The organism is Candidatus Kaelpia aquatica, from assembly GCA_030765335.1.
GTDB classification, from domain to species: Bacteria; Omnitrophota; Gorgyraeia; order Kaelpiales; family Kaelpiaceae; genus Kaelpia; species Kaelpia aquatica.
The window spans coordinates 41,923-60,898 of the sequence record JAVCCU010000001.1; the positions used below are offsets into that span (position 1 = coordinate 41,923).

Annotated in this window: 23 protein-coding genes and 3 tRNA genes; 25 read left to right on the plus strand and 1 reads right to left on the minus strand. The window is 38.6% G+C overall.

All coding sequences use genetic code 11. The annotated features are described in order from the left end of the window. Position 1 precedes the first annotated feature (1 nt). The 19 genes from P9X27_00165 to P9X27_00255 all read left to right on the plus strand — a co-directional run bounded on the left by P9X27_00165 (position 2) and on the right by P9X27_00255 (position 13,191). Positions 2-505: a nucleoside-diphosphate kinase gene (locus tag P9X27_00165; GenBank protein ID MDP8252806.1), complete on the plus strand. Its 504-nt coding sequence runs from the start codon at positions 2-4 to the stop codon at positions 503-505. Then, a complete protein-coding gene (locus P9X27_00170) occupies positions 502-1,362 on the plus strand; it encodes a YicC/YloC family endoribonuclease (protein ID MDP8252807.1) in 861 nt (286 codons plus the stop codon). The genes P9X27_00165 and P9X27_00170 overlap by 4 nt, the downstream gene beginning before the upstream one ends. A 14-nt stretch (positions 1,363-1,376) precedes the next feature. After that, entirely contained in the window at positions 1,377-1,610 is a 234-nt protein-coding gene (locus P9X27_00175) for a DUF370 domain-containing protein (GenBank protein ID MDP8252808.1), read from the plus strand. After that, positions 1,603-2,166, plus strand: a complete 564-nt coding sequence (gene gmk / locus P9X27_00180) for a guanylate kinase (GenBank protein MDP8252809.1) — start codon at positions 1,603-1,605, stop codon at positions 2,164-2,166. The genes P9X27_00175 and gmk overlap by 8 nt, the downstream gene beginning before the upstream one ends. A 27-nt stretch (positions 2,167-2,193) precedes the next feature. Then, a complete protein-coding gene (locus tag P9X27_00185; GenBank protein ID MDP8252810.1) occupies positions 2,194-2,388 on the plus strand; it encodes a DNA-directed RNA polymerase subunit omega in 195 nt (64 codons plus the stop codon). Next, complete coding sequence (locus tag P9X27_00190) at positions 2,385-2,906, plus strand: flavoprotein (protein MDP8252811.1); 522 nt, start codon at positions 2,385-2,387, stop codon at positions 2,904-2,906. Before P9X27_00185 ends, P9X27_00190 begins: the two co-directional genes overlap by 4 nt. Beyond that, positions 2,903-3,541: a phosphopantothenoylcysteine decarboxylase gene (locus tag P9X27_00195; GenBank protein ID MDP8252812.1), complete on the plus strand. Its 639-nt coding sequence runs from the start codon at positions 2,903-2,905 to the stop codon at positions 3,539-3,541. Before P9X27_00190 ends, P9X27_00195 begins: the two co-directional genes overlap by 4 nt. A 19-nt stretch (positions 3,542-3,560) precedes the next feature. Beyond that, a tRNA-Cys gene (locus tag P9X27_00200) sits at positions 3,561-3,632 on the plus strand. Between the two features lie 89 nt (positions 3,633-3,721). After that, positions 3,722-3,807, plus strand: a tRNA-Leu gene (locus tag P9X27_00205). Positions 3,808-3,821: 14 nt separating this feature from the next. After that, positions 3,822-3,898, plus strand: a tRNA-Val gene (locus tag P9X27_00210). A gap of 33 nt (positions 3,899-3,931) precedes the next feature. After that, entirely contained in the window at positions 3,932-5,653 is a 1,722-nt protein-coding gene (thrS, locus tag P9X27_00215) for a threonine--tRNA ligase (GenBank protein ID MDP8252813.1), read from the plus strand. Next, positions 5,637-6,182, plus strand: coding sequence for a translation initiation factor IF-3 (gene infC / locus P9X27_00220; GenBank protein MDP8252814.1), 546 nt, complete (start codon positions 5,637-5,639; stop codon positions 6,180-6,182). The genes thrS and infC overlap by 17 nt, the downstream gene beginning before the upstream one ends. Before the next feature lie 9 nt (positions 6,183-6,191). Beyond that, positions 6,192-6,389 carry a 50S ribosomal protein L35 gene (gene rpmI, locus P9X27_00225; protein MDP8252815.1) on the plus strand — a complete coding sequence of 66 codons (198 nt, stop codon included), beginning with the start codon at positions 6,192-6,194 and terminating at the stop codon, positions 6,387-6,389. Between the two features lie 22 nt (positions 6,390-6,411). After that, entirely contained in the window at positions 6,412-6,768 is a 357-nt protein-coding gene (gene rplT / locus P9X27_00230; GenBank protein ID MDP8252816.1) for a 50S ribosomal protein L20, read from the plus strand. Next, positions 6,768-8,066 carry a potassium transporter TrkG gene (locus P9X27_00235; protein ID MDP8252817.1) on the plus strand — a complete coding sequence of 433 codons (1,299 nt, stop codon included), beginning with the start codon at positions 6,768-6,770 and terminating at the stop codon, positions 8,064-8,066. Before rplT ends, P9X27_00235 begins: the two co-directional genes overlap by 1 nt. 30 nt (positions 8,067-8,096) lie before the next feature. Beyond that, complete coding sequence (locus P9X27_00240) at positions 8,097-8,750, plus strand: TrkA family potassium uptake protein (protein MDP8252818.1); 654 nt, start codon at positions 8,097-8,099, stop codon at positions 8,748-8,750. Beyond that, positions 8,747-9,763, plus strand: coding sequence for a phenylalanine--tRNA ligase subunit alpha (pheS, locus tag P9X27_00245; protein ID MDP8252819.1), 1,017 nt, complete (start codon positions 8,747-8,749; stop codon positions 9,761-9,763). The genes P9X27_00240 and pheS overlap by 4 nt, the downstream gene beginning before the upstream one ends. After that, entirely contained in the window at positions 9,760-11,871 is a 2,112-nt protein-coding gene (gene pheT, locus P9X27_00250) for a phenylalanine--tRNA ligase subunit beta (protein ID MDP8252820.1), read from the plus strand. Before pheS ends, pheT begins: the two co-directional genes overlap by 4 nt. A gap of 15 nt (positions 11,872-11,886) precedes the next feature. Next, the gene (locus P9X27_00255; protein ID MDP8252821.1) at positions 11,887-13,191 is read left to right on the plus strand and encodes a replication-associated recombination protein A; all 1,305 of its coding nucleotides are present in this window, start codon (positions 11,887-11,889) and stop codon (positions 13,189-13,191) included. A 9-nt stretch (positions 13,192-13,200) separates the two neighbouring features. On the opposite strand, the gene P9X27_00260 is transcribed toward P9X27_00255, so the two are convergent. After that, the gene (locus tag P9X27_00260) at positions 13,201-13,821 is read right to left on the minus strand and encodes a hypothetical protein (GenBank protein MDP8252822.1); all 621 of its coding nucleotides are present in this window, start codon (positions 13,819-13,821) and stop codon (positions 13,201-13,203) included. A gap of 291 nt (positions 13,822-14,112) precedes the next feature. On the opposite strand from P9X27_00260, the gene P9X27_00265 reads away from it, so the two are divergent. The 6 genes from P9X27_00265 (at position 14,113) to P9X27_00290 (ending at position 18,959) form a co-directional block, all read left to right on the plus strand. After that, on the plus strand, positions 14,113-15,030 hold the full coding sequence (locus tag P9X27_00265) for a hypothetical protein (protein ID MDP8252823.1): 918 nt from the start codon (positions 14,113-14,115) through the stop codon (positions 15,028-15,030). A 20-nt stretch (positions 15,031-15,050) separates the two neighbouring features. After that, a complete protein-coding gene (locus P9X27_00270; GenBank protein ID MDP8252824.1) occupies positions 15,051-15,605 on the plus strand; it encodes a flavin reductase family protein in 555 nt (184 codons plus the stop codon). A 73-nt stretch (positions 15,606-15,678) separates the two neighbouring features. Further along, complete coding sequence (locus P9X27_00275) at positions 15,679-16,218, plus strand: HAD hydrolase-like protein (GenBank protein MDP8252825.1); 540 nt, start codon at positions 15,679-15,681, stop codon at positions 16,216-16,218. Positions 16,219-16,239: 21 nt separating this feature from the next. Further along, positions 16,240-17,151, plus strand: coding sequence for a GDSL-type esterase/lipase family protein (locus P9X27_00280; GenBank protein ID MDP8252826.1), 912 nt, complete (start codon positions 16,240-16,242; stop codon positions 17,149-17,151). A gap of 124 nt (positions 17,152-17,275) precedes the next feature. Continuing rightward, positions 17,276-17,497 (plus strand): DUF167 domain-containing protein, encoded by a 222-nt coding sequence (locus P9X27_00285; protein MDP8252827.1) that lies wholly within the window; start codon positions 17,276-17,278, stop codon positions 17,495-17,497. A 1-nt stretch (position 17,498) separates the two neighbouring features. Beyond that, positions 17,499-18,959, plus strand: a complete 1,461-nt coding sequence (locus P9X27_00290; protein ID MDP8252828.1) for a hypothetical protein — start codon at positions 17,499-17,501, stop codon at positions 18,957-18,959. Positions 18,960-18,976: the final 17 nt, after the last annotated feature.

Sequence of the window (18,976 nt, forward strand, 5' to 3'; positions counted from 1 at the left end):
TATGTTAAACCAAGCCTTAGTGCTGATTAAACCGGATGGTCTTAAGAAATCTTTAACAGGTAATATTCTCACCAGATTATCAGAGACAAAGCTTGAGATTATAGCGGCTAAGATAGTTAGGGTATCTAAAGAGCTGGCCGAAAATCATTACCAGCATCTTAAGGACGAACCCTTTTTTCAAGAGTTAATTCAATACCTTCAAGGTGAGCTCCATCAGAGAAAAAAGGTGATGGCTATGATATACTGGGGTGAAGATGCATTAGCAAAAGTGCGTGATATCGCTGGAGCAACTAATCCTGAAGAGGCTAGCCCAACTTCTATTAGGGGTCAGTACGGCCGCATTACTACAAAAGGCCTTTATGAAAACGTCGTCCATGCTTCTTCTAATGCTGAAGAGGCGGAGAGAGAGATAAAACTGTGGTTCCAACCCGATGAGATAATCTTTGATCTCTATGCCACTAAGAGAGTGGTATTAAAAGAAGAAGGAGCGAGGGTGTGGGCATGAAAAATCAAAACAAAATAAGGAGCATGACTGGTTTTGGAAAAGGGAGCGTCAGGAGCGATAGATGTTCTTGTTACTGTGAGATTAAGAGTGTTAACCATAGGTATTTAGAGGTTAACACTAAAATGTCAGACGAGTTTGCAAAGATAGAGTTAGAGATTAAAAGAATTGTTAAAAATCAGATTTCCCGCGGTGCAGTCTATCTTAATCTTAGTTTTGTCTACGAGGAGGGCATGGACCTTAAAATTAACGACCGCCTATTTAAAAAACTTCTTACACTTGAAAGAGAGATTGAAGCTAAGCATGGCATAGCACAGTCTCTTAATATTCATTATATCTTAAGTTATCCCGGAGTAATAAGGCAGGCCCGTCCTGATATCTCATCAGCTGAAAAGAAAAGACTTGTTATTGAAGCCCTTAAAGATGCGTTGACATCATTGATGGCTAGCAGGGACAGAGAAGGCGGGGCGCTGCAAAAAGATTTGTTTATTTGTTTAAACAAGATAGAGAAGAACCTTCAAATTGTAAATTTAACAGAAAAAACGAGAGAAAATTCTCTCTCAAAAAAGATGCAGAAAGAAGCAGTCCGGATGCAGCATGCTCAAAGTACGGCATCTTTGCCAGCCCTAGCGTCTGTTAATGAAGAGATTGTGCGCCTTACGACTCACATCAAAACTCTTCGCAAACTTATAAATAAAGGCGGAGTCGTGGGTAGAGAGCTCGATTTTTTGGCCCAAGAGATGAATCGAGAGGCCAATACTATATCAGCAAAAGCACTCTCTTCTAAGACAGCCTGTTTTATCGTACAGATTAAAGCGGAGATCGAAAAAATAAGAGAGCAGTCTTTGAATATTGAATAAGGGAGACCTAAAATATGAAGGCTCTAAATGTCGGATATAATAATACAGTATCTTTAGATAAGATAGTTGCCGTAATAAATGCGGATTCTAAGCCTGCGCGCAGGTTAAAAGAGCGGGCAGAGCGGGAGGCCAGACTTATAGATGCTACCAGCGGGCGGAAAACAAGGTCCTGCCTTATAACCAGCAGCAACCATTTAGTGCTCTCAGCTTTAAATACTCAGACAATTTCACAGCGTATAAATGAATAGAAAAGCAAAACTGTTTATTATCTCGGGTCCATCCGGCGCAGGTAAGACCACGATTGCTCGGAAGCTCTTTCAAGAAGTCGAAGGATTAGCCAGGAGTATATCTTGTACAACAAGAGAGAGAAGAGAGGCAGAGAGAGACGGTATAGATTATAGGTTTATTAATAGCGGCAGATTTCAAAACCTCATTAAAGAGAATGCTTTTCTTGAATGGGCCATAATACTAAAGAATTACTACGGGACGCTAAAAGATGACGTAGAGGCTCAGATAGCCGGAGGTAATGATGTTTTGCTTTGCATAGACGTACAGGGGGCGGCGCAGGTTCTTAAGAAAAAGTCTGATACGGTAGCGATATTTGTAATGCCGCCCGACATAGAAGAGCTGCGGGCTAGGCTGCTTAAGAGAGGGGAGAGTAAAAAAGAGATTGAGAAGCGAATAGGTTTAGCCAGTAAGGAGATTAAAAGAGCTCCTCACTATCACCATGTTGTGTATAATGGTGTTTTACATCAAGCCGTAGATTTGGTAAAATCTATAGTTTATGCGGAACGTCAAAAATGATTAGATAGTTTAAAAGGAGGAGTCAAGATGTCTTATGTAAAACTGGATGATATAAGAGGTAATATAGAGAGTATATATAAGGCTGTTATAATAACGGCTCAAAGAGCTGTAGAAGTATCTGAAGCTATGGCCAATCAGAAATTGGTTACAAAGCAAAAGCCGACGAGTTTTGCTATTCATGAACTTCAGGAAGGGAAACTTAAATACAAAAAAGTAGGATGAAAACTGTTTTACTGGGCGTAACAGGCAGTATTGCAAGTTATAAAGCAGCTGATATAGCTTCTAAATTAACGCAGCAAGGCTGCAAAGTCTATGCTCTACTAACAGAGAACGCAAAGAGATTTATCACGCCACTTACATTTAAAGCGCTGACAGGTCAGGAGGTCTTTGACGATATGTTTAAAGAGCGTCAGACTCACATATCGTTGGCAGAGGAAGCTGACTTAATTCTTGTTGCGCCTGCTTCAGCCGGCTTTATATCTAAACTTGCTTCAGGGATTGTCTCTGAGTTACTACAGCTTACTATAATATCTTCTTCAGCCCCTCTTTTGATATGTCCTGCTATGAATGAAAATATGTATCGTAACTCGATTATACAAGAGAACATTGCAAGGCTAAAAAAACATGGCTATAACTTTTTGGGTCCTGATAAAGGATGGCTAAGTTGTGGGAATACCGGAGAAGGCCGGCTTTGCGACATAGAGGATATTTTAAAGAAATCTTTAGAATTACTAAAATGAATCTCCTTATTTCTTTTGGCCCCCTTAAAACATATATTGATGATGTCCGTTGCATAACCAATAATTCTAGCGGTATTATGGGTTATAGGCTTGCCGGGGAAGCCTTACGGCGTAAATATAATGTAAAGGCTGTAGTGGGGTCGACAAATTTACGGCCGCTTAAAGGGTTAAAAGGCTGGATTGAAGTTGAGAGCCACTCCGGACTTAAAAAGGTGATGGATAAGGAGTTTCAATGGGCGGATATTATTATTATGGGAGCTGCTGTCTGTGACTTTATGCCCCTTAAAAAGAAGAGCGGTAAGATCAAGAGATCTAACGCAGGTTTAAACTTGCAGCTCAAAGCGACCAGCAGTATAATAGGCTCCCTTTCCAAAAAGAGAGGGCGCAAGGGGAAATTTTTAGTCGGGTTCTCTCTAGAGAGTGAATATTTTATAGCCCGCGCTATTGATAAACGCAGCAGAGATGGTTTAGATATGACCTTGGCATTCTATTTAGACAAAGACAGCACGCCTTATGGAGAGAATCATTGTGAATCTGCGATTGTGGCAGAAGATTTTATAATTAAAATGCCTGTTTTAGATAAAACTATTTTAGCAAAGCGTGTATTAGATATTTTAGATAAACGGTACATTTAATTTAGAATAAAAAAATAATGGCGGCGTAGCCAAGCGGAAAGGCAGTGGTCTGCAAAACCACTATGCAGCGGTTCAAATCCGCTCGCCGCCTTTAAAAAATTGAGATAGAGCCTTGCAGGTGACAAGAGAGGCTTTATTTGATACTATATTGAATTAAGGAATTTTAAAAATGGGATTTTTGCCGGGATGGCGGAATTGGCAGACGCATCGGACTTAAAATCCGATGTTCCGTGAGGGACGTGCCGGTTCAAGTCCGGCTCCCGGCATATTTGTACATCATGGGCGGTTAGCTCAGTTGGCTAGAGCGCCACGTTGACATCGTGGAGGTCACAGGTTCAAGTCCTGTACCGCCCACCATATAGCAGAGAAGTAGAATAGATTATAAAAATTATGGAAGAGAAACTTTTAAAAATTCGCCACAGCAGCGCCCATATAATGGCTGATGCCGTACAGCAGTTGTTTCCAGCTGCCAAGCTAGGTATCGGTCCGGCTATTGAAAATGGGTTTTATTACGATTTTGATTTAGAGTATAGATTAATTCCGGAGGATCTTGAAAAAATTGAGAAAAAGATGGAAGAGATTATAAACAGTAAGCATCTTTTTACGCAGAGCTCTCTATCTAGAGAGGAAGCCCAAAAATTATTTAAGGAGAGAGGAGAGGATTACAAGCTGGAGCTGTTAAGCGAGCTAGAAGATAGCAAGATAAGTATATATAGACATGGAGATTTTAGCGATCTCTGTAAAGGGCCTCATCTTGAAAACACATCTCAATTGGGAGCATTTAAACTGCTTTCAATAGCAGGTGCCTATTGGAGAGGAGAAGAGTCCAACAAAATGCTGCAGCGTATATACGGCGCTGCTTTTGTGACTAGAGAGGAGCTAGAAGAACATCTTGAGAGATTAAAACAGGCTGAAGCTAGAGACCATCGTAAGCTGGGTAGAGAGCTCAAGCTTTTTACGTTTTTTCCTCAAGCCGGAGCCGGGCTTGTCTTCTATCTTCCTAAAGGGTGGATGCTGAAAAAGACAATAGAGGATTATATATTTAAAAAACATCTTCAGGCAGGATATGAGATTATTCAGACTCCTCAAATATTAAAATCTGATGTTTGGAAGCAGTCTGGTCATTATGATCACTATAAAGAGCACATGTATATATTTGAAAGTGATGGAGTAGAATATGCAATCAAGCCGATGAACTGCCCAGGTCATATAATGATCTATCAGGCGCAGCGGCATAGTTACAGAGAGTTGCCGCTCCGTTTCTTTGAGGCCGGGACAGTATATAGGCATGAGAAGACCGGAGTTTTACACGGCTTATTGCGTGTCCGGGGCTTTACTCAGGACGATGCTCATATCTTCTGTCGCGAGGATCAGCTTGAAGATGAGATAAAATCTGTGATCAAATTTATGCAGGATATTATGCTGGATTTTGGTTTTGAAAAACTCAAAATAGAACTCAGCACTCGCCCTAAAGATTCAATCGGCACAGATGAAGAGTGGCAGAAAGCTACAGTTGCTCTTGAGAACTCACTTAAGGATTTAGAGCTTGATTATGAGACTTGCGCTGAAGAGGGTGCATTTTATGGTCCCAAGATTGATATTAAACTTAAAGATGCTATAGGACGTTTATGGCAATGCGCTACCATTCAATGTGATTTTGCAGGACCAGAAAGATTTGATTTAACCTATGTTGGAGAAGACGGAGGACAGCATCGTACTATAATGTTACATAGGGCTATTCTTGGAAGCTTGGAGCGTTTTATCGGTACTTTGATAGAGCATTATGGCGGGGATTTCCCTCTCTGGTTAGCCCCGGAGCAGGTAAGACTATTGCCGATTTCTGAAAAATTTCTTGCATATATGGTAGAATTGAAGAGAATATTAGAACAAGAAGGAATAAAGGTAACAATGGATTCCAGGTCTGAAACGCTTGGTTATAAGATAAGAGAGGCAGAGTTAGAGAAAGTACCCTATGTTTTAATAGCTGGAGGAAAAGAAGAGGTTGCCGGAACAGTTTCAGTGCGATCTCGCAAAGGGAAGGAGGAGAGTGTTATGGAGATAGAGATGTTAATAGTTAAATTAAAGGAAGAGATAAGTGGCGCAACCTTATAAGAGGAAGTTTGATAACAGGAGACGTATCAGGATTAATGTTAATAGATTGATTCGGGCAGAGCGAATACGAGTTATAGATGCAGATGGAACACAGATTGGTGTTGTTCTATTGGAAGAGGGATTAAAGATTGCCCAGCAGAGGGAGTTAGATTTAGTAGAGATCTCTTCAGGAGCTTCGCCGCCGGTCTGTAGAGTAATGGATTTTAACCAATATAAATATCAACAAGAGAAAAGAGCTAAAGAAGCTAAAAAGAAACAGAAGCAGGTGCATTTTAAAGAGATCAGGTTTAAGCCTAGAATAGAAGAGCATGATTATCAAGTTATTCTTAAAAGGGCTCGCAAATTTTTAGAACGTGGAGATCGCGTTCGAGTAAGGGTTTTCTTTAGAGGAAGAGAGATGGCTCATCCTGAATTGGGTGATATTATAATGAAAAAATTACTTGGCGATATTGAAGATATAGCAACTGTGGAGAAGTCACCTTCTCGCGAAGGAAGGTATCTGATAACTATTTTATTTCCGAAGAATTAGGAGACTACAATGCCTAAAATGAAAACAAAGAAGGCGGCTAAGAAGAGACTTAAAGTAACTGGGGGAGGAAAGCTTAAAAGGGCTAAAGGGGGTAAGAGCCATCTTATGAGAAAGAAGCGTTCTAAGAGGCGATTATCTTTAAAGGAAGGCTCTTATGTGAGTGCTGCTGAAACTAAAAAAGTGAAGACGATGCTCCCATATGATTGAAGTTAAAAGGAGGTAGTAAATTATGGTAAGAGTAAGACGTGCGCCTGCCAGAAAAAAGAGGCACAATAAAGTTTTAAAGATGGCCAAAGGTTATCGTGGCGGACGCGGAAAACTTTACAGAACAGCGCTGGAGACTGTTAGAAGGGCTCTGGTTTATAGCTATAGAGACAGGAAGGTAAGAAAAAGAATATTTCGCAGGCTCTGGATAAATAGAGTATCGATAGCCTGTAAGAACGAGGATTTTTCTTATAGCAAGCTGATCAATGGCCTAACTAAAGCAGATGTGCAGCTTAACAGAAAACAACTAGCGCAGATGGCTCTAGATGATAGAGAAGGTTTTAAACAGATAGTCTCCTTGGCCAGAGAACATATTGGTTGATGCAAATAAAGCCTGCAAGAATAATAATTTTTAGTTTTCTCTCAGTTATAATTGCAGGGACATTGTTGCTTCTATTGCCGGCTTCAACCTCTCAGCAGGTATCTTTTATAGATGCTCTTTTTACGGCAACTTCTGCAACCTGTGTTACAGGGCTTATTGTTAAGGATACCGGTTCTTTTTTTACTCCTTTAGGGCAGGGTATTATTATGCTGCTTTTTCAGTTTGGCGGATTAGGGATAATGACTCTCTCTACAATATTTGCTCTTATGCTGGGCAGGCGCATAACAATCACAGGACGTAAAACTCTCTCTCTAGCTTTTGAGAATGTAGAGTTCGATATGAAGCTGCTACTCAAGGGCATCGTTATCTTTACTATATTGATAGAGCTATTAGGGGCTTGTTTGTTTAAGCTGTTTTTTCCTGAGATGGGGATATTTAGCGCACTCTTTCATTCTGTGTCAGCATTCTGCAATGCTGGCTTCTCTCTTTTTGAGACAAGCTTTCAAAAATTCCGTTCTTTAGGAAGTATCAATATCCTGACAACAACTTTAATTATTGCTGGTGGTCTGGGTTTTTTAGTGCTCTTTGACCTGATGCGTTGGGTAAAGGGCAAGATTTTAAAAAAGAGCAGCAGATTAACTTTACATAGCAAGATTGTTATGGTTGTGAGCTTAATATTAATTCTTGTGGGCATGTCCTCTATTTTTATAATCGAAGGAGATCATCTTTTTTCAGAATATTCTTTTTCTGAAAAATGCTTTGCTTCTTATTTTCAATCTGTTACAGCACGCACCGCGGGTTTTAATACAGTAGAGATTGGAGGTCTTCAAAAAGGATCTAAACTAATGCTCGGCGCCCTTATGTTTATCGGGGCTTCTCCGGGTTCTACTGGAGGGGGGATAAAAACGGTTACTTTTGCTCTGGTTGTCTTAGGGCTTATAGCATTGCTCAGAAGAAGCGCACAGATAAGAATCTCAAAACGCGCCATACCGATGCATGTTTTTGAAAAAGCAATTGCAATATTTGTTTTAAGTATTGTTTGGATTTTTTTTGCAACCACAGTGCTCTCTATAGTAGATAACAGAAGTTTTCTAAATATACTGTTTGAGGTTGTCTCCGCTTTTGGCACCGTAGGGCTCTCCTGCGGTATCACTGCTGGTTTGACCACGGTAGGTAAATTGATTATAATTCTAACTATGTTTTTCGGAAGGATTGGTCCAATGACTCTGGCTATTGCTCTTGCAAATCGCAACGAAGCAGATTTTAAATTGCCGGAAGAGAATGTCATGGTCGGCTAAGTTGATTGTATAACTAGGAGGTTGGTAACCATGAGACAATATGCTGTGATAGGACTTGGTAAGTTTGGTCAGAGCGTTGCTCTGACTCTTCTTGAGGATGGTGAAGAGGTTGTAGGTATTGATTCTGATGAAGAGGTTGTAAAACAACTTGCGGATAAATTAACAAATGCTGTTGCAGCTGATGCTGCCAATGAAAAAGTACTTACAAAGCTAGGTATTCAGGATGTTGACGTTGCAATTGTCTCTGTTGGAGGCGATTTTGAGGCCAGCATCTTAATCACCCTTCTTCTAAAAGAGTTAGGTATCAAAGAGATTGTAGTTAAGGCAAATTTAGAAGGGCAGGCAAAGGTACTAGAGAAAGTAGGAGCTACAAGGGTTATTCAGCCCGAGAGAGATATGGGTATACGGCTTGCAAAATCACTCTCCTCTCCGCGTATCATAGACCATATCGAGCTCTCTAGCGATCATAGTATCTTAGAGATGTCTCCCCCTGAGGATTTTATCGGCAAGTCTTTAGGTGAATTGGATATTAGGGCGCGGCATGGTTTGAATGTTATTGCGGTTAAACATGAAGGGGGCGAAGTAGATATATCTCCTCAAGCAAATCATTTGATAAAGAAGGGCGACCTTCTTGTGGTTATAGGTCAGAATGCCGACATAGAGAAAGTTAAGAAAAAAGTATGAATATAGAAGATCTCAAAGAATTATATCAAGAGGCAGAGAGCGGTCTTAACGAAGCTCTAGATTTAAAAACTCTTGAAGAGGTAAAGAACAGATATCTGGGCCGTAAGGGCAAGATAGCAGAGATTATTAAAAAGATTCCAGCTTTACCGGAAGGAGAGAGGTCTCTTTTCGGTAAAGAGATCAACGTTCTTAAAGATCGTATTAGTAAGATTATTGGTGAAAAACAGGTTAGCATTCAAGGCAGTCAATCTGCAAAAGTTAAAACAGATGTTACATTGCCAGGGAGCAGGTTTGAATCCGGAACTCTTCATCCAATTACTCTTACAATGCAGAAGATAGCCAGAATCTTTCAGCATATAGGTTTTAGCTTGATAGACGGCCCGGAGATAGAGACAGACTACTTTAATTTTCAGGCTTTAAATATTCCCCAAGATCATCCGGCTCGGGATGGCCTTGCTACTTTTTATCTATCTGACTATAGATATCTTTTGCGATCTCAGACCTCGCCTGTTCAGGTTAGAGTTATGCAGAAAGTTAAACCGCCTCTTAAGATATTGTCTCCCGGAAAAGTTTTTAGACCGGACAATCTCGATGCCAGCCATTCTTTTATGTTTCATCAGATAGAGGGGCTGGTTGTAGATAGAGAGACCAATTTCTCACATCTTAAAGCCTCTTTAGAATATTTTGTAAAAGAGTTTTTTGGCCCCGAGACTAAAACGAGGTTCAGGCCTCACTACTTTCCTTTCACTGAGCCTTCTGCTGAGTTAGATATTGCCTGTATTATCTGCGGCGGGGAAGGTTGTTCTGTATGCGGACGGAAAGGTTGGCTGGAGATACTTGGAGCTGGAATGGTCCACCCCAATGTGTTCAAAGAGGTTGGTGTTGATCCAGAAATTTTTCAGGGTTATGCGTTTGGTATGGGTATAGAGCGGATAGCAATGTTAAAGTACGGCATAGATGATATAAGGATATTTTATAACAATGATGTCAGGTTTCTGGAGCAATTCTCATGAAGGTCCTTCTTTCCTGGCTAAAAGATTTTATTGATATAGATGTATCAGTCAAAGAGCTCTCTGCCTCCCTCACCATGATAGGCTTAGAGGTTACATCGGTAGATAAAATAGAAGAGGATGACTATCTTCTTGATATAGAGGTGACTCCCAATAGGCCAGACTGCCTCTCTGTTTTAGGCTTAGCACGCGAAGTCGGGCTGGCTTTAGATAAAAGGGCAAAACATCCTAGAGTTGTATTCTTACCCAGAACATCGGTTGCTTGCATAAAAGAGGCAGGATTTGATATTACCATTGAAGACGGAAATGCCTGCCCTCGCTATATCGGCAGAGTTCTCTTAGGTGTCCGGGTTCAGCCGGCGCCTGACTTTATCAAAGATAGACTGCAGAATATGGGAGTACGCTCTATTAATAACGTTGTCGATATAACCAACTATCTCTTGCTCGAATTAGGTCAGCCTATGCATGCTTTTGATTATGATAAGATTAAGGATCATAAGATTGTAGTAAGAAAAGCTAGGAAGAACGAAAAGATTGTAACTATAGATGGAGTAGAGAGAGAGTTAAATACGGAGGACCTTGTCATAGCTGATTCTAAGCAGCCGGTTGCTCTTGCTGGAATTATGGGGGGGTTGGCAACAGAGGTTACTGCAAAAACAAAAAATGTTCTCTTAGAGAGTGCATATTTTGACCCGCCATTGATAAGAAGAACAGCTCAGAGGCATGGCTTGATGACAGAGTCTTCTTACAGATTTGAGAGAGGGGTAGATTTTGTTATGGTTGACACTGCTTCTAAATGTGCTGTTGATTTGATCCGTAAGCATGCATCGGATAATAGTTTGACCAATCCGACTGTAGTAATAGATAAAGCCAAAGACCTTATAAAGAAGCAGCTGCCTTTATCGTCAAAAGTTGTACTGAAGTTTGAAGATATCGAAAAGAAAATCGGAATTCTTCCTTCTAGTTTTTGGATTCGTAAAACAATTAAGAATTTAGGCTGTGAGCCATTATCTATTTCAAAAAATATGATAAAGATAGAAGCCCCTAGTTATAGAAGAGATTTGAGCAGCAGTATAGATTACATTGAAGAGATAGCGCGTCTGTATGGATATGACAATATACCAGTCCAGGAACTCTCGACTCTTGAGCTCTCCTCGGAAGAAAAATTAAAAGAGTTTAACAGCGGTGATCTTACAAATAAAGTCAAAGACTACCTGGTGCGCGAGGGGCTGCATGAGACGATAAGCTATGCTCTCTTATCCAAAGATGAAGCAGCTAGACTAGATTTTCCAAATATGATCTTTTTGGATAACCCTCTGGTAAAAAGTTATTCCGTTCTAAGACCCTCTATTATGCCGTCACTTTTAAAGACAGCAGAGTATAATTTTAATCGCATGAACTATAATCTTGCTCTCTTTGAATCAGGCAAGACCTACTCTTATGCTCAGCAGGAGTCTGACGAGCTTGAGGGGCTCAAGGAACCCAGAGAGATCAAGGCGGCAGCGATACTGCTTAGCGGTATTAAATACCGGAATTGTTTTGGGCAAGAGTTAAAGCATACCTTTTTCGATCTTAAAACCATTATTGAAAGAATTTTAAATAATTTTGGAATCAGAGATTATAACATTACAACAGATCAAAATCATCTCTATGCTGATAGCTGCTCTGCAAAGATAATGCTTGGCAATGATAAGATTGCATCTCTTGGTAAAGTCTCTGATGAGATTAAAGATTATTATGGTTTAAAACGGGAAGTCTATATAGGTGAGATTGTATTAGATTTAGTCGAACGCTTTCAAAAGGACGATTCTAAATACAAAGAGATCTCTCAATACCCTGCTATTGAAAGAGATATCTCGTTGGTATTATCCAAGTCTATAGCGGTAGCCGAGGTGTTGTTTAAAATTAAAGATAGAGACGATTTAATACAAAATGTAGAAATAATTGATATATACGAAGGTAAGCAGGTAGGTTTAGGCAAAAAGAGCATTGCAGTAAGAATTAAGTTCCAATCTTTGGAAAGAACGCTGAAAGATGAAGAGGTTGATAGGATAGAAGCAGGGATTAAGGATGTTCTCTGTGCAGAGTTATCTTGTCAGATACGTGAGTAATTCTAAAAGCTTACCATGGTTACTCTGTTTAAAAAAGAGATAGAGAGCAGGTTAACTCTGGCTTCTCGAATGAGGCCAAGAGATCTCTCCGAATTTGTTGGCCAGGAACATATTTTATCAGAAGGCAAGATCTTAAAGAGAGCCATAGATGCTGACAAGATAAGCTCCCTTATTCTCTATGGCCCGCCGGGTGTAGGTAAGACTGCCTTGGCTTTGATAATTCAGAGCAAAACAGATTCTTATTTTAAACGGCTCAATGCTGTTGCCTCTAATGTTAAAGAGTTACGGCAGGTAATAAAAGAAGCCGATTTTAAATATAGTCAAAATAATAAAAAAACATTGCTCTTTATTGACGAGATTCATCGTTTCAATAAATCTCAGCAGGACACCCTTTTACCGGACATAGAAGCCGGCAATCCTATTCTTATTGGAGCAACAACTCATAATCCTTTCTTTGCTCTCACAGCTCCTCTGATTTCTCGCTCATTGGTCTGTGAGTTTAAGGCTCTATCTGTAGCTGAAATTATAAAGATATTACGTGCTGCTATCTCTGATCAAGAGAGAGGCTTAGGCGGTTTAAAGTTGAAAGTAGATGAAGAGGTACTAAAATTCTTTGCTCAGGTTGTAGATGGAGATGGGCGCCGTGCGCTCAATGCCCTTGAGATTGCTGCTTTAACTACAGCAGAGAATAAAGATGGCTGGATAAATATAGACCTTAAGATTGCTCAAGATTCGATTCAAAAAAAGGCTTTGCTCTATGATAGCGGAGAGGATAACCATTATGATACAATCTCCGCCTTTATAAAATCTATTCGCGGCAGTTCTCCAGATGCTGCCATATACTGGTTGGCAAAGATGATATATGCCGGAGAAGATCCCCGTTTTATTGCTCGGAGACTTTTAATAGCCGCTTCTGAAGATATAGGTAATGCTGATCCTCAGGCTTTATCTGTTGCTCAGGCTGCAGCTTATGCTGTTGAGTATCTCGGAATGCCTGAGGCTAGAATATCTTTAGCCCAGGCTACAACCTATCTTGCATCTGCTCCTAAATCAAACGCATCTTATATGGCTATAGAGGAAGCTCTTGGAGATATTGAAGGAGGTAGAGTACTGGAGGTTCCAGGCCATTTAAAGGATAGTCATTATAAGGGTGCGGAAAAATTGGGCCACGGCAAAGATTACAAGTATCCCCATTCCTATAAAGATGGCTGGGTTGAGCAAGATTATCTTCCTAAAAATGTTAGCTACTATCTTCCTAAAAATATTGGTTACGAGAAGAAGATCAAAGAGTTTTTAGACCAATTGCAAAGCTTAAGATAGTAACGGTAGTTATTTGATGGCTGTTGCAAGAAGTATCAGTTCCTTGTTGCTTAATATCTTTTCTATGAATTTTTCAACCACTTCTCGTAGAGCTTCTGCAGTTTCGCTCCCTGAGCTCTGGGCTTCATGGGAAGAATATTTGCGCTCCATCTTAGCCCTCTCTTCGTAGCGGCATATTTCGGTTTTGTCTCTTGCATTAAGAACGATAAACGTAATTGCAACTTTACCCTTTCCGGCCCCGGATTTAATACCTATATCATGGATATATTTTATGTAGGGTAGTTTTGCGGTTGGAGCGATAGATGATTTCCAGTAAAAAGAATTTATCTCCCCTCTAATTATTATATCTACGTTTTCTGGCTGATAGGTGATTCTAATAGAATTAAACAACTCTGCATCTCTTAAGTCTCCTGTAATCAATACGGTGAGTTCTTCATCAAGATTGGAGAGTCTCTCCGTATGCTCCTTCTCTTCTTCAGGTCTTAGGTCTTGAAATAAATCCATTCCGGCATTAAGGGCGATATTGCCTTTAGGGAATATAGGATGGTGAGTATACATCGTGACCATCTGTGGCTTAGAAGCACAGCCTAAAGCGAACAACATTAATAGTGGAACTATGTTTTTCTTCATTGTTTTTATTATAAAATTTAAATGAATAATAAGGCAACAAAGAAATCAAAATATTAAATTAACGCTGTAAAGAGGAGTTCAAAAATTAGAACAGTTTGGTGAGAATGTTAACCCTAAACTCCTAAAAGAACTGCCTAAATGGTTAAAACTGTATGTGCGTATTATGGCGATCTATGGTTTTAACATATAGTCGGAGCAAGGGTTAGCAGGTTTAGAGAAATGCATGTCTAATTTGTTTTTCAAGCCATTGCATGTTATAAATTATACAGAAATATATTTTTAAAAATGGCTATGAAAAACATACTTAAATTAGGATATTTGGGGGTTGTTTTATCTATTTTATTTCTGAGTTCTTTTGAATCAGAGACCTTTAATTGTAGGCGCTTAAAAGCACCCACAAGCCTAGAAGATATAATTGCATCCCGTTCTATTAAAATCCTTGTGTTGGATATGGATTTTACATTAGTCAATTCAGGAGAATCGATTGGTGAAGACATGATAGAGGCGCTTTTAAATGAAAAAGGCATGGACATATGCATTGTTACCGGGGCATTTTATGAGACTGTTGATAGGAGAGTGCTTTCTCAAATTAGGCAATATAACGAAACTCATCAGAGAAATTTTGATTGGACCAAGTTTTATCTTTTTACTGATACAGGTTCAGCAGGATTTGTGTTTGATGAAAGCGGTGAGTCTCGCAGATTTTTCAACCGCATTTTTTCTTTAGAGCAGAGCGTAGCAATAGAGCAAGTAGTTGAGGATTTCCGTGCTCAATATGGTCAAGATAGTATAGCTAAAACTTACGAAAGTCAGAGTAAGTTTACATCCTATTTCCGAGATACAGGATTAGAGGCCATGAATGAGTATGTAGAGTTTTTTAGTCAAAGATTAAGCAGTTTTGAAGTAAAAATAAGTTCTGGAGGCAATAGGGAGTCCATAGATATAACTATGGTTGATAAAGGAGAAGCCTTGAGGGTTGTAAAAACTATATTAGGTCTCAATAACGAAGATTTTATGGTTGTTGGTGACTCTTTTAAGGATGAATATAGTAATGATAAGTCAATGCTGCTAGAAGGAGCTCTTGTGTTTAATGTTGGAGAAGTTTCTTCTAGAGTCGGACTTATCAATACATCTGATTATTTTGATTCCGATACTTGTGGGCCTCAGCATACATTGAATTTGCTCAATTTATTTTTATATCCAACCTAGAAATGTTACAATATGCTCCTATGATTAAAAGAGAGATACCTTTGGATTATGCTCGTAGGCTTTTAAATCATGGTTGTGTTATTCTTGTAACATCTCATTTTAGAAATATTAATAATATCGTTACTCTATCTTGGCAGATGCCTCTATCGTCTAAACCGAGACTCTTCGCCCTCTCTATCTCTAGAAAGCATTTTTCAAATAAGTTAATAAGGAAAAGCAGAGAACTCACTATTAATATTCCCGGCAGAAATTTGATAAGAGAAGTTCATTTCTGCGGCTCCTGTTCCGGTAAAAGAGTAAACAAGTTTGATAAAGCAAGGCTTCATCCAGTAGCTGCAAATTTTATTGCAGCGCCTCTCATTGAGGAGTGTTTTGCCAATATAGAGTGTAAAGTACGCAATATGTATAATATAGGTGACCACACACTCTTTGTAGCGGAAGCTTTAAGGGCTATAGCTGACCCTAGTTGGTTTGATGGCAAATTTCTCCAATGCAACGATAAAGGTGTTCAAACTTTACACCATCTTGGAGAGAATCGTTATATGGTCTCTGGAGAAGTCATAAAGGCTAGATAAGATGATAGATAACAGGGACAAAATTAAGGTTGTTATCTTTGATCTAGGCAACGTGATTATCTGCTTTGATCATATGATAGCAGCAGAGAAAATAGCAAAGAAGACCGACAAAACACCACTGGAGATATATGATCTGTTTTTTGCATCACCATTAACTGAGCGTTTTGATGCAGGTTTAATTAATGAAAAGAGTTTTTTTGAAGAAGTTAAAGAGACTTTAAATATAGATAATCTTAACCAAGAGGATTTTTATGAAATTTGGAATAATATTTTTTGGGAAAATAAAGGAGTGGCGAAACTGATAAAGGATATTAAGTTAAAGTTTCAAAGTTTTTTTATTGTTTCTAATATTAACAAAGTTCATTTTAAATACATTTGGGATAAATTTCCTGTGGTGAGATTAGCAGACAAGATTATTACTTCCTATAGCGTTGGTGTTTTAAAACCCGATCCTGTAATTTATCAAAAAGCAATAGAAGAGGCAAAATGTAATCCTGAAGAAATTTTTTATACAGATGATCGAAGCGATTTGATTCAAGCTGCAAAAGGTATGGATTTTAATGTCCACCTCTTCCAAAGCGTAGAAGATATTCGAAATATAATTCTTAACTAATGTAATAAAGATTTCATGAATATGAAGAAATCATTTGCTGTAATTACACTGGTTGTCGCATTTTTTTTTGGCCTAGAATTTTCTTGTCGTATATTGGTTAGCTCTAACCATTCATTTCAAAAACACTTTTTAATGCAGATATATGATGAGACACTGGGTGCTTATGACGAAAATCTTTTTTGGAGATTAGAAGGTGTCTATCCGCAGTTTGGAGAGGAAGAGTATAGAGTAATATGTCTTTCTGATTCTGTTTCGGTTATGTATGGAGGCTATCAAGAATACCCTAAAATGCTAGAAGAGATATTGATTAAAAATTTTCCAGAAAGTACTTTTAAAATTTTTAATGCAGGAGTTCCTGGATATTCTTCATATCAAGGCGCCCTGTATTTAAAGAACGAATTGATCAAATACAAGCCCGATTTTGTTAGCATTAACTTTGGACCTAACGATTATAGCCGGGCACTAAATGGTTTAGAAGACAAAAAACAAAAATGCCATAGCGCGCATTTAGATAAATATTTTGGTTGGAGTAAATTTTATCAATGTTATAAAAGATGGATTTTAAGTATCAAACAAAAAATTTATAACAGCCCTAGGCATATAAAACAATATAGGGTCTCTAAGCAAAGCTTTAAAAATAATCTGATTAATATGATTAGAATTTGTAGAGTCAACGGGTCTAAAGCAATACTTCTAACCTCTCCGTATCTTGATGAAGATCAAGGCTGGGTTAAAATTCACAAATCTTATAACGATATTATAAGGTTAACAGCTCTAGAGGAGGATGCTGCTTTAGTAGATTTAGCTGAGTTATTCAGCCAGAGAGAAGATTTGTTTATAGATCCGGAACATGACCATGTACATATTAATTTGAAGGGATATAAGATTATAGCTCGAGAATTATTTAATATAATTAAAACAGAGATGCGCTAGATATCAACAGTTTTATGTGTTCCAACTGGTTTATGCATTTCAAAAGATAAGGCATAGTTTGATGTAGTTTTTGGTTTTAACTTCATCTGGTCTTCGATAGATGTTTGAGGTATACTATTTCCCTGTGAAGATAAATGTTAAAATCACCCCTAATGCCAAGAGGTCGGGCATAATAGAGGAGCAAGGCGTTGTAAAGGTTAAAGTTAATGCTCCAGCTAAAGAGGGTAAGGCTAACAAGGATTTGATCAAGATGCTTTCAGATTATTTTTCGGTACCAAAGTCTAGAGTTAAAATATTGAAAGGCGAAAATTTGCGAAATAAAGTTGTTGATATAATAAGGAAGTAAGATGAAAAGATTAGCGGTAATTATCCTCTTTTTAATTTTAACGAGCAGCTCCCTGTATGCGGATAGTCTATATTCAGCATCTCAGGCCTTAAAAAATCTATTGGAACACTATAGTCATGATGTAGGTCTCTATGTTCTTGAAAATAAGCTTCAAAAAGAGAGCCATACCCTCTCTCTGGAAGAGAGCATTGTAAGGGTTGCCAGAGAGAGCGGTGTATATTTGGATAGGTTTTATTTAAAATATGTAGAAAAAGATTTTTCTAAGATAAGCGAACCTTTCATTGCATCTGTAAAAGGCGGGTACCATTTGATATATCCTGAGATCGACAAGGTAAGGCTTGTCTCTGTAAAAGGCTCGGAAACATTATCAAAAAAAAGCTTTCTTTTGATTTGGGATGGCAAGATGTTTAGTATTCCGCCGGTAGGAGTGATGTTGCAGCGCAATAGGCCTCAAGGTCTGAAGCAGAAAATAATCTTCATCTACTCTTATCATAAAGAGGAGTTCTACCTTTTTAGGCAGCTTTTTGATGATTTATATCAAGAGGCGCTGAGATATTCTTCACCCCTTATATACATTGATGAGTTGGGCTTAATTCCCAAAGAATCTATAGAAAAAGTAATTATAGGCAAGGGGTTAACCGAAAAAGATGCTTTCAATGAAACCAGAGAGGCTCTTTTAGGTGAGCTTAAATTGATAGAGAGAGGCAGGGGTATTCATGATCCTACAGAGTTTTATCATGAAATATATAATTATTTTGCTAAATTAGACTTAAGAATAGAGATGGAAGAATTACAATATGAGAATTGGAAAGCTGTAGTTGCTTTTGATGACTTAAGCTTAAACCAGCTTGCAGTTACTCTTTTCTGCAAGGGCAATATAGAAAGGTATCTGGATGTTATCGAGCAGTACAATGAAGGTTTTTGGCAATATAACGTAATAATCAGAGATAAGTTTTTTTTGAATCAGATAGAAAGGATTGCAGAGGAGAACCCTCAAAATACGATATTTACCCTTAGGGGTTTGGGCCACTTTGGCATGGATGAAAAAATAGATTTAACAGATTTTGCAGTAGAGGTAGCTGTTATAGGAGAGGGTGAATTTTGTAAATTACTGGTTCCCGATCAGTTGGTTCAGATTTTAAAAAGAAACGGAGTTAGATTGGGCCCAAAAACTAGAGAGCAATATTACCTCAGAGCTTTTCTTGCAGAGTGTATTAGAAATTATTATCAGAATGAGTTAAATTTTAAAATATTAACAGCTACTCTTAAGGCCAACAGAGATCTTTCTTTACTCTTAGATGCTGCTATATATAGGTTGGCCCGCGATGTAGAACATGCCATAGCAGAGGGCAGGTTAAGGACTACAGAGTCTCTCTATAGGTATGTTTATACTTGGGTGAAGAAGAAAAACTCTTTGAACCCTAAACCTCTCTTTAGTTTTGGAGATAAAGAGAGTCAATAAAAAAAGCAGGTTCTCTT

What these genes read in the sequence shown, in the direction of transcription:
- pheT (MDP8252820.1), top strand. Translation starts at nt 9,760, where the DNA reads ATGAAGGTCCTTCTTTCCTGGCTAAAAGATTTTATTGATATAGATGTA.
- pheS (MDP8252819.1), top strand. Translation starts at nt 8,747, where the DNA reads ATGAATATAGAAGATCTCAAAGAATTATATCAAGAGGCAGAGAGCGGT.
- P9X27_00275 (MDP8252825.1), top strand. Translation starts at nt 15,679, where the DNA reads ATGATAGCAGCAGAGAAAATAGCAAAGAAGACCGACAAAACACCACTG.
- rplT (MDP8252816.1), top strand. Translation starts at nt 6,412, where the DNA reads ATGGTAAGAGTAAGACGTGCGCCTGCCAGAAAAAAGAGGCACAATAAA.
- P9X27_00255 (MDP8252821.1), top strand. Translation starts at nt 11,887, where the DNA reads ATGGTTACTCTGTTTAAAAAAGAGATAGAGAGCAGGTTAACTCTGGCT.
- P9X27_00280 (MDP8252826.1), top strand. Translation starts at nt 16,240, where the DNA reads ATGAAGAAATCATTTGCTGTAATTACACTGGTTGTCGCATTTTTTTTT.
- P9X27_00195 (MDP8252812.1), top strand. Translation starts at nt 2,903, where the DNA reads ATGAATCTCCTTATTTCTTTTGGCCCCCTTAAAACATATATTGATGAT.
- P9X27_00185 (MDP8252810.1), top strand. Translation starts at nt 2,194, where the DNA reads ATGTCTTATGTAAAACTGGATGATATAAGAGGTAATATAGAGAGTATA.
- gmk (MDP8252809.1), top strand. Translation starts at nt 1,603, where the DNA reads ATGAATAGAAAAGCAAAACTGTTTATTATCTCGGGTCCATCCGGCGCA.
- P9X27_00240 (MDP8252818.1), top strand. Translation starts at nt 8,097, where the DNA reads ATGAGACAATATGCTGTGATAGGACTTGGTAAGTTTGGTCAGAGCGTT.
- P9X27_00270 (MDP8252824.1), top strand. Translation starts at nt 15,051, where the DNA reads ATGATTAAAAGAGAGATACCTTTGGATTATGCTCGTAGGCTTTTAAAT.
- P9X27_00170 (MDP8252807.1), top strand. Translation starts at nt 502, where the DNA reads ATGAAAAATCAAAACAAAATAAGGAGCATGACTGGTTTTGGAAAAGGG.
- thrS (MDP8252813.1), top strand. Translation starts at nt 3,932, where the DNA reads ATGGAAGAGAAACTTTTAAAAATTCGCCACAGCAGCGCCCATATAATG.
- P9X27_00175 (MDP8252808.1), top strand. Translation starts at nt 1,377, where the DNA reads ATGAAGGCTCTAAATGTCGGATATAATAATACAGTATCTTTAGATAAG.
- P9X27_00190 (MDP8252811.1), top strand. Translation starts at nt 2,385, where the DNA reads ATGAAAACTGTTTTACTGGGCGTAACAGGCAGTATTGCAAGTTATAAA.
- P9X27_00235 (MDP8252817.1), top strand. Translation starts at nt 6,768, where the DNA reads ATGCAAATAAAGCCTGCAAGAATAATAATTTTTAGTTTTCTCTCAGTT.
- P9X27_00260 (MDP8252822.1), bottom strand. Translation starts at nt 13,821, where the DNA reads ATGAAGAAAAACATAGTTCCACTATTAATGTTGTTCGCTTTAGGCTGT.
- P9X27_00165 (MDP8252806.1), top strand. Translation starts at nt 2, where the DNA reads ATGTTAAACCAAGCCTTAGTGCTGATTAAACCGGATGGTCTTAAGAAA.
- P9X27_00290 (MDP8252828.1), top strand. Translation starts at nt 17,499, where the DNA reads ATGAAAAGATTAGCGGTAATTATCCTCTTTTTAATTTTAACGAGCAGC.
- rpmI (MDP8252815.1), top strand. Translation starts at nt 6,192, where the DNA reads ATGCCTAAAATGAAAACAAAGAAGGCGGCTAAGAAGAGACTTAAAGTA.
- P9X27_00265 (MDP8252823.1), top strand. Translation starts at nt 14,113, where the DNA reads ATGAAAAACATACTTAAATTAGGATATTTGGGGGTTGTTTTATCTATT.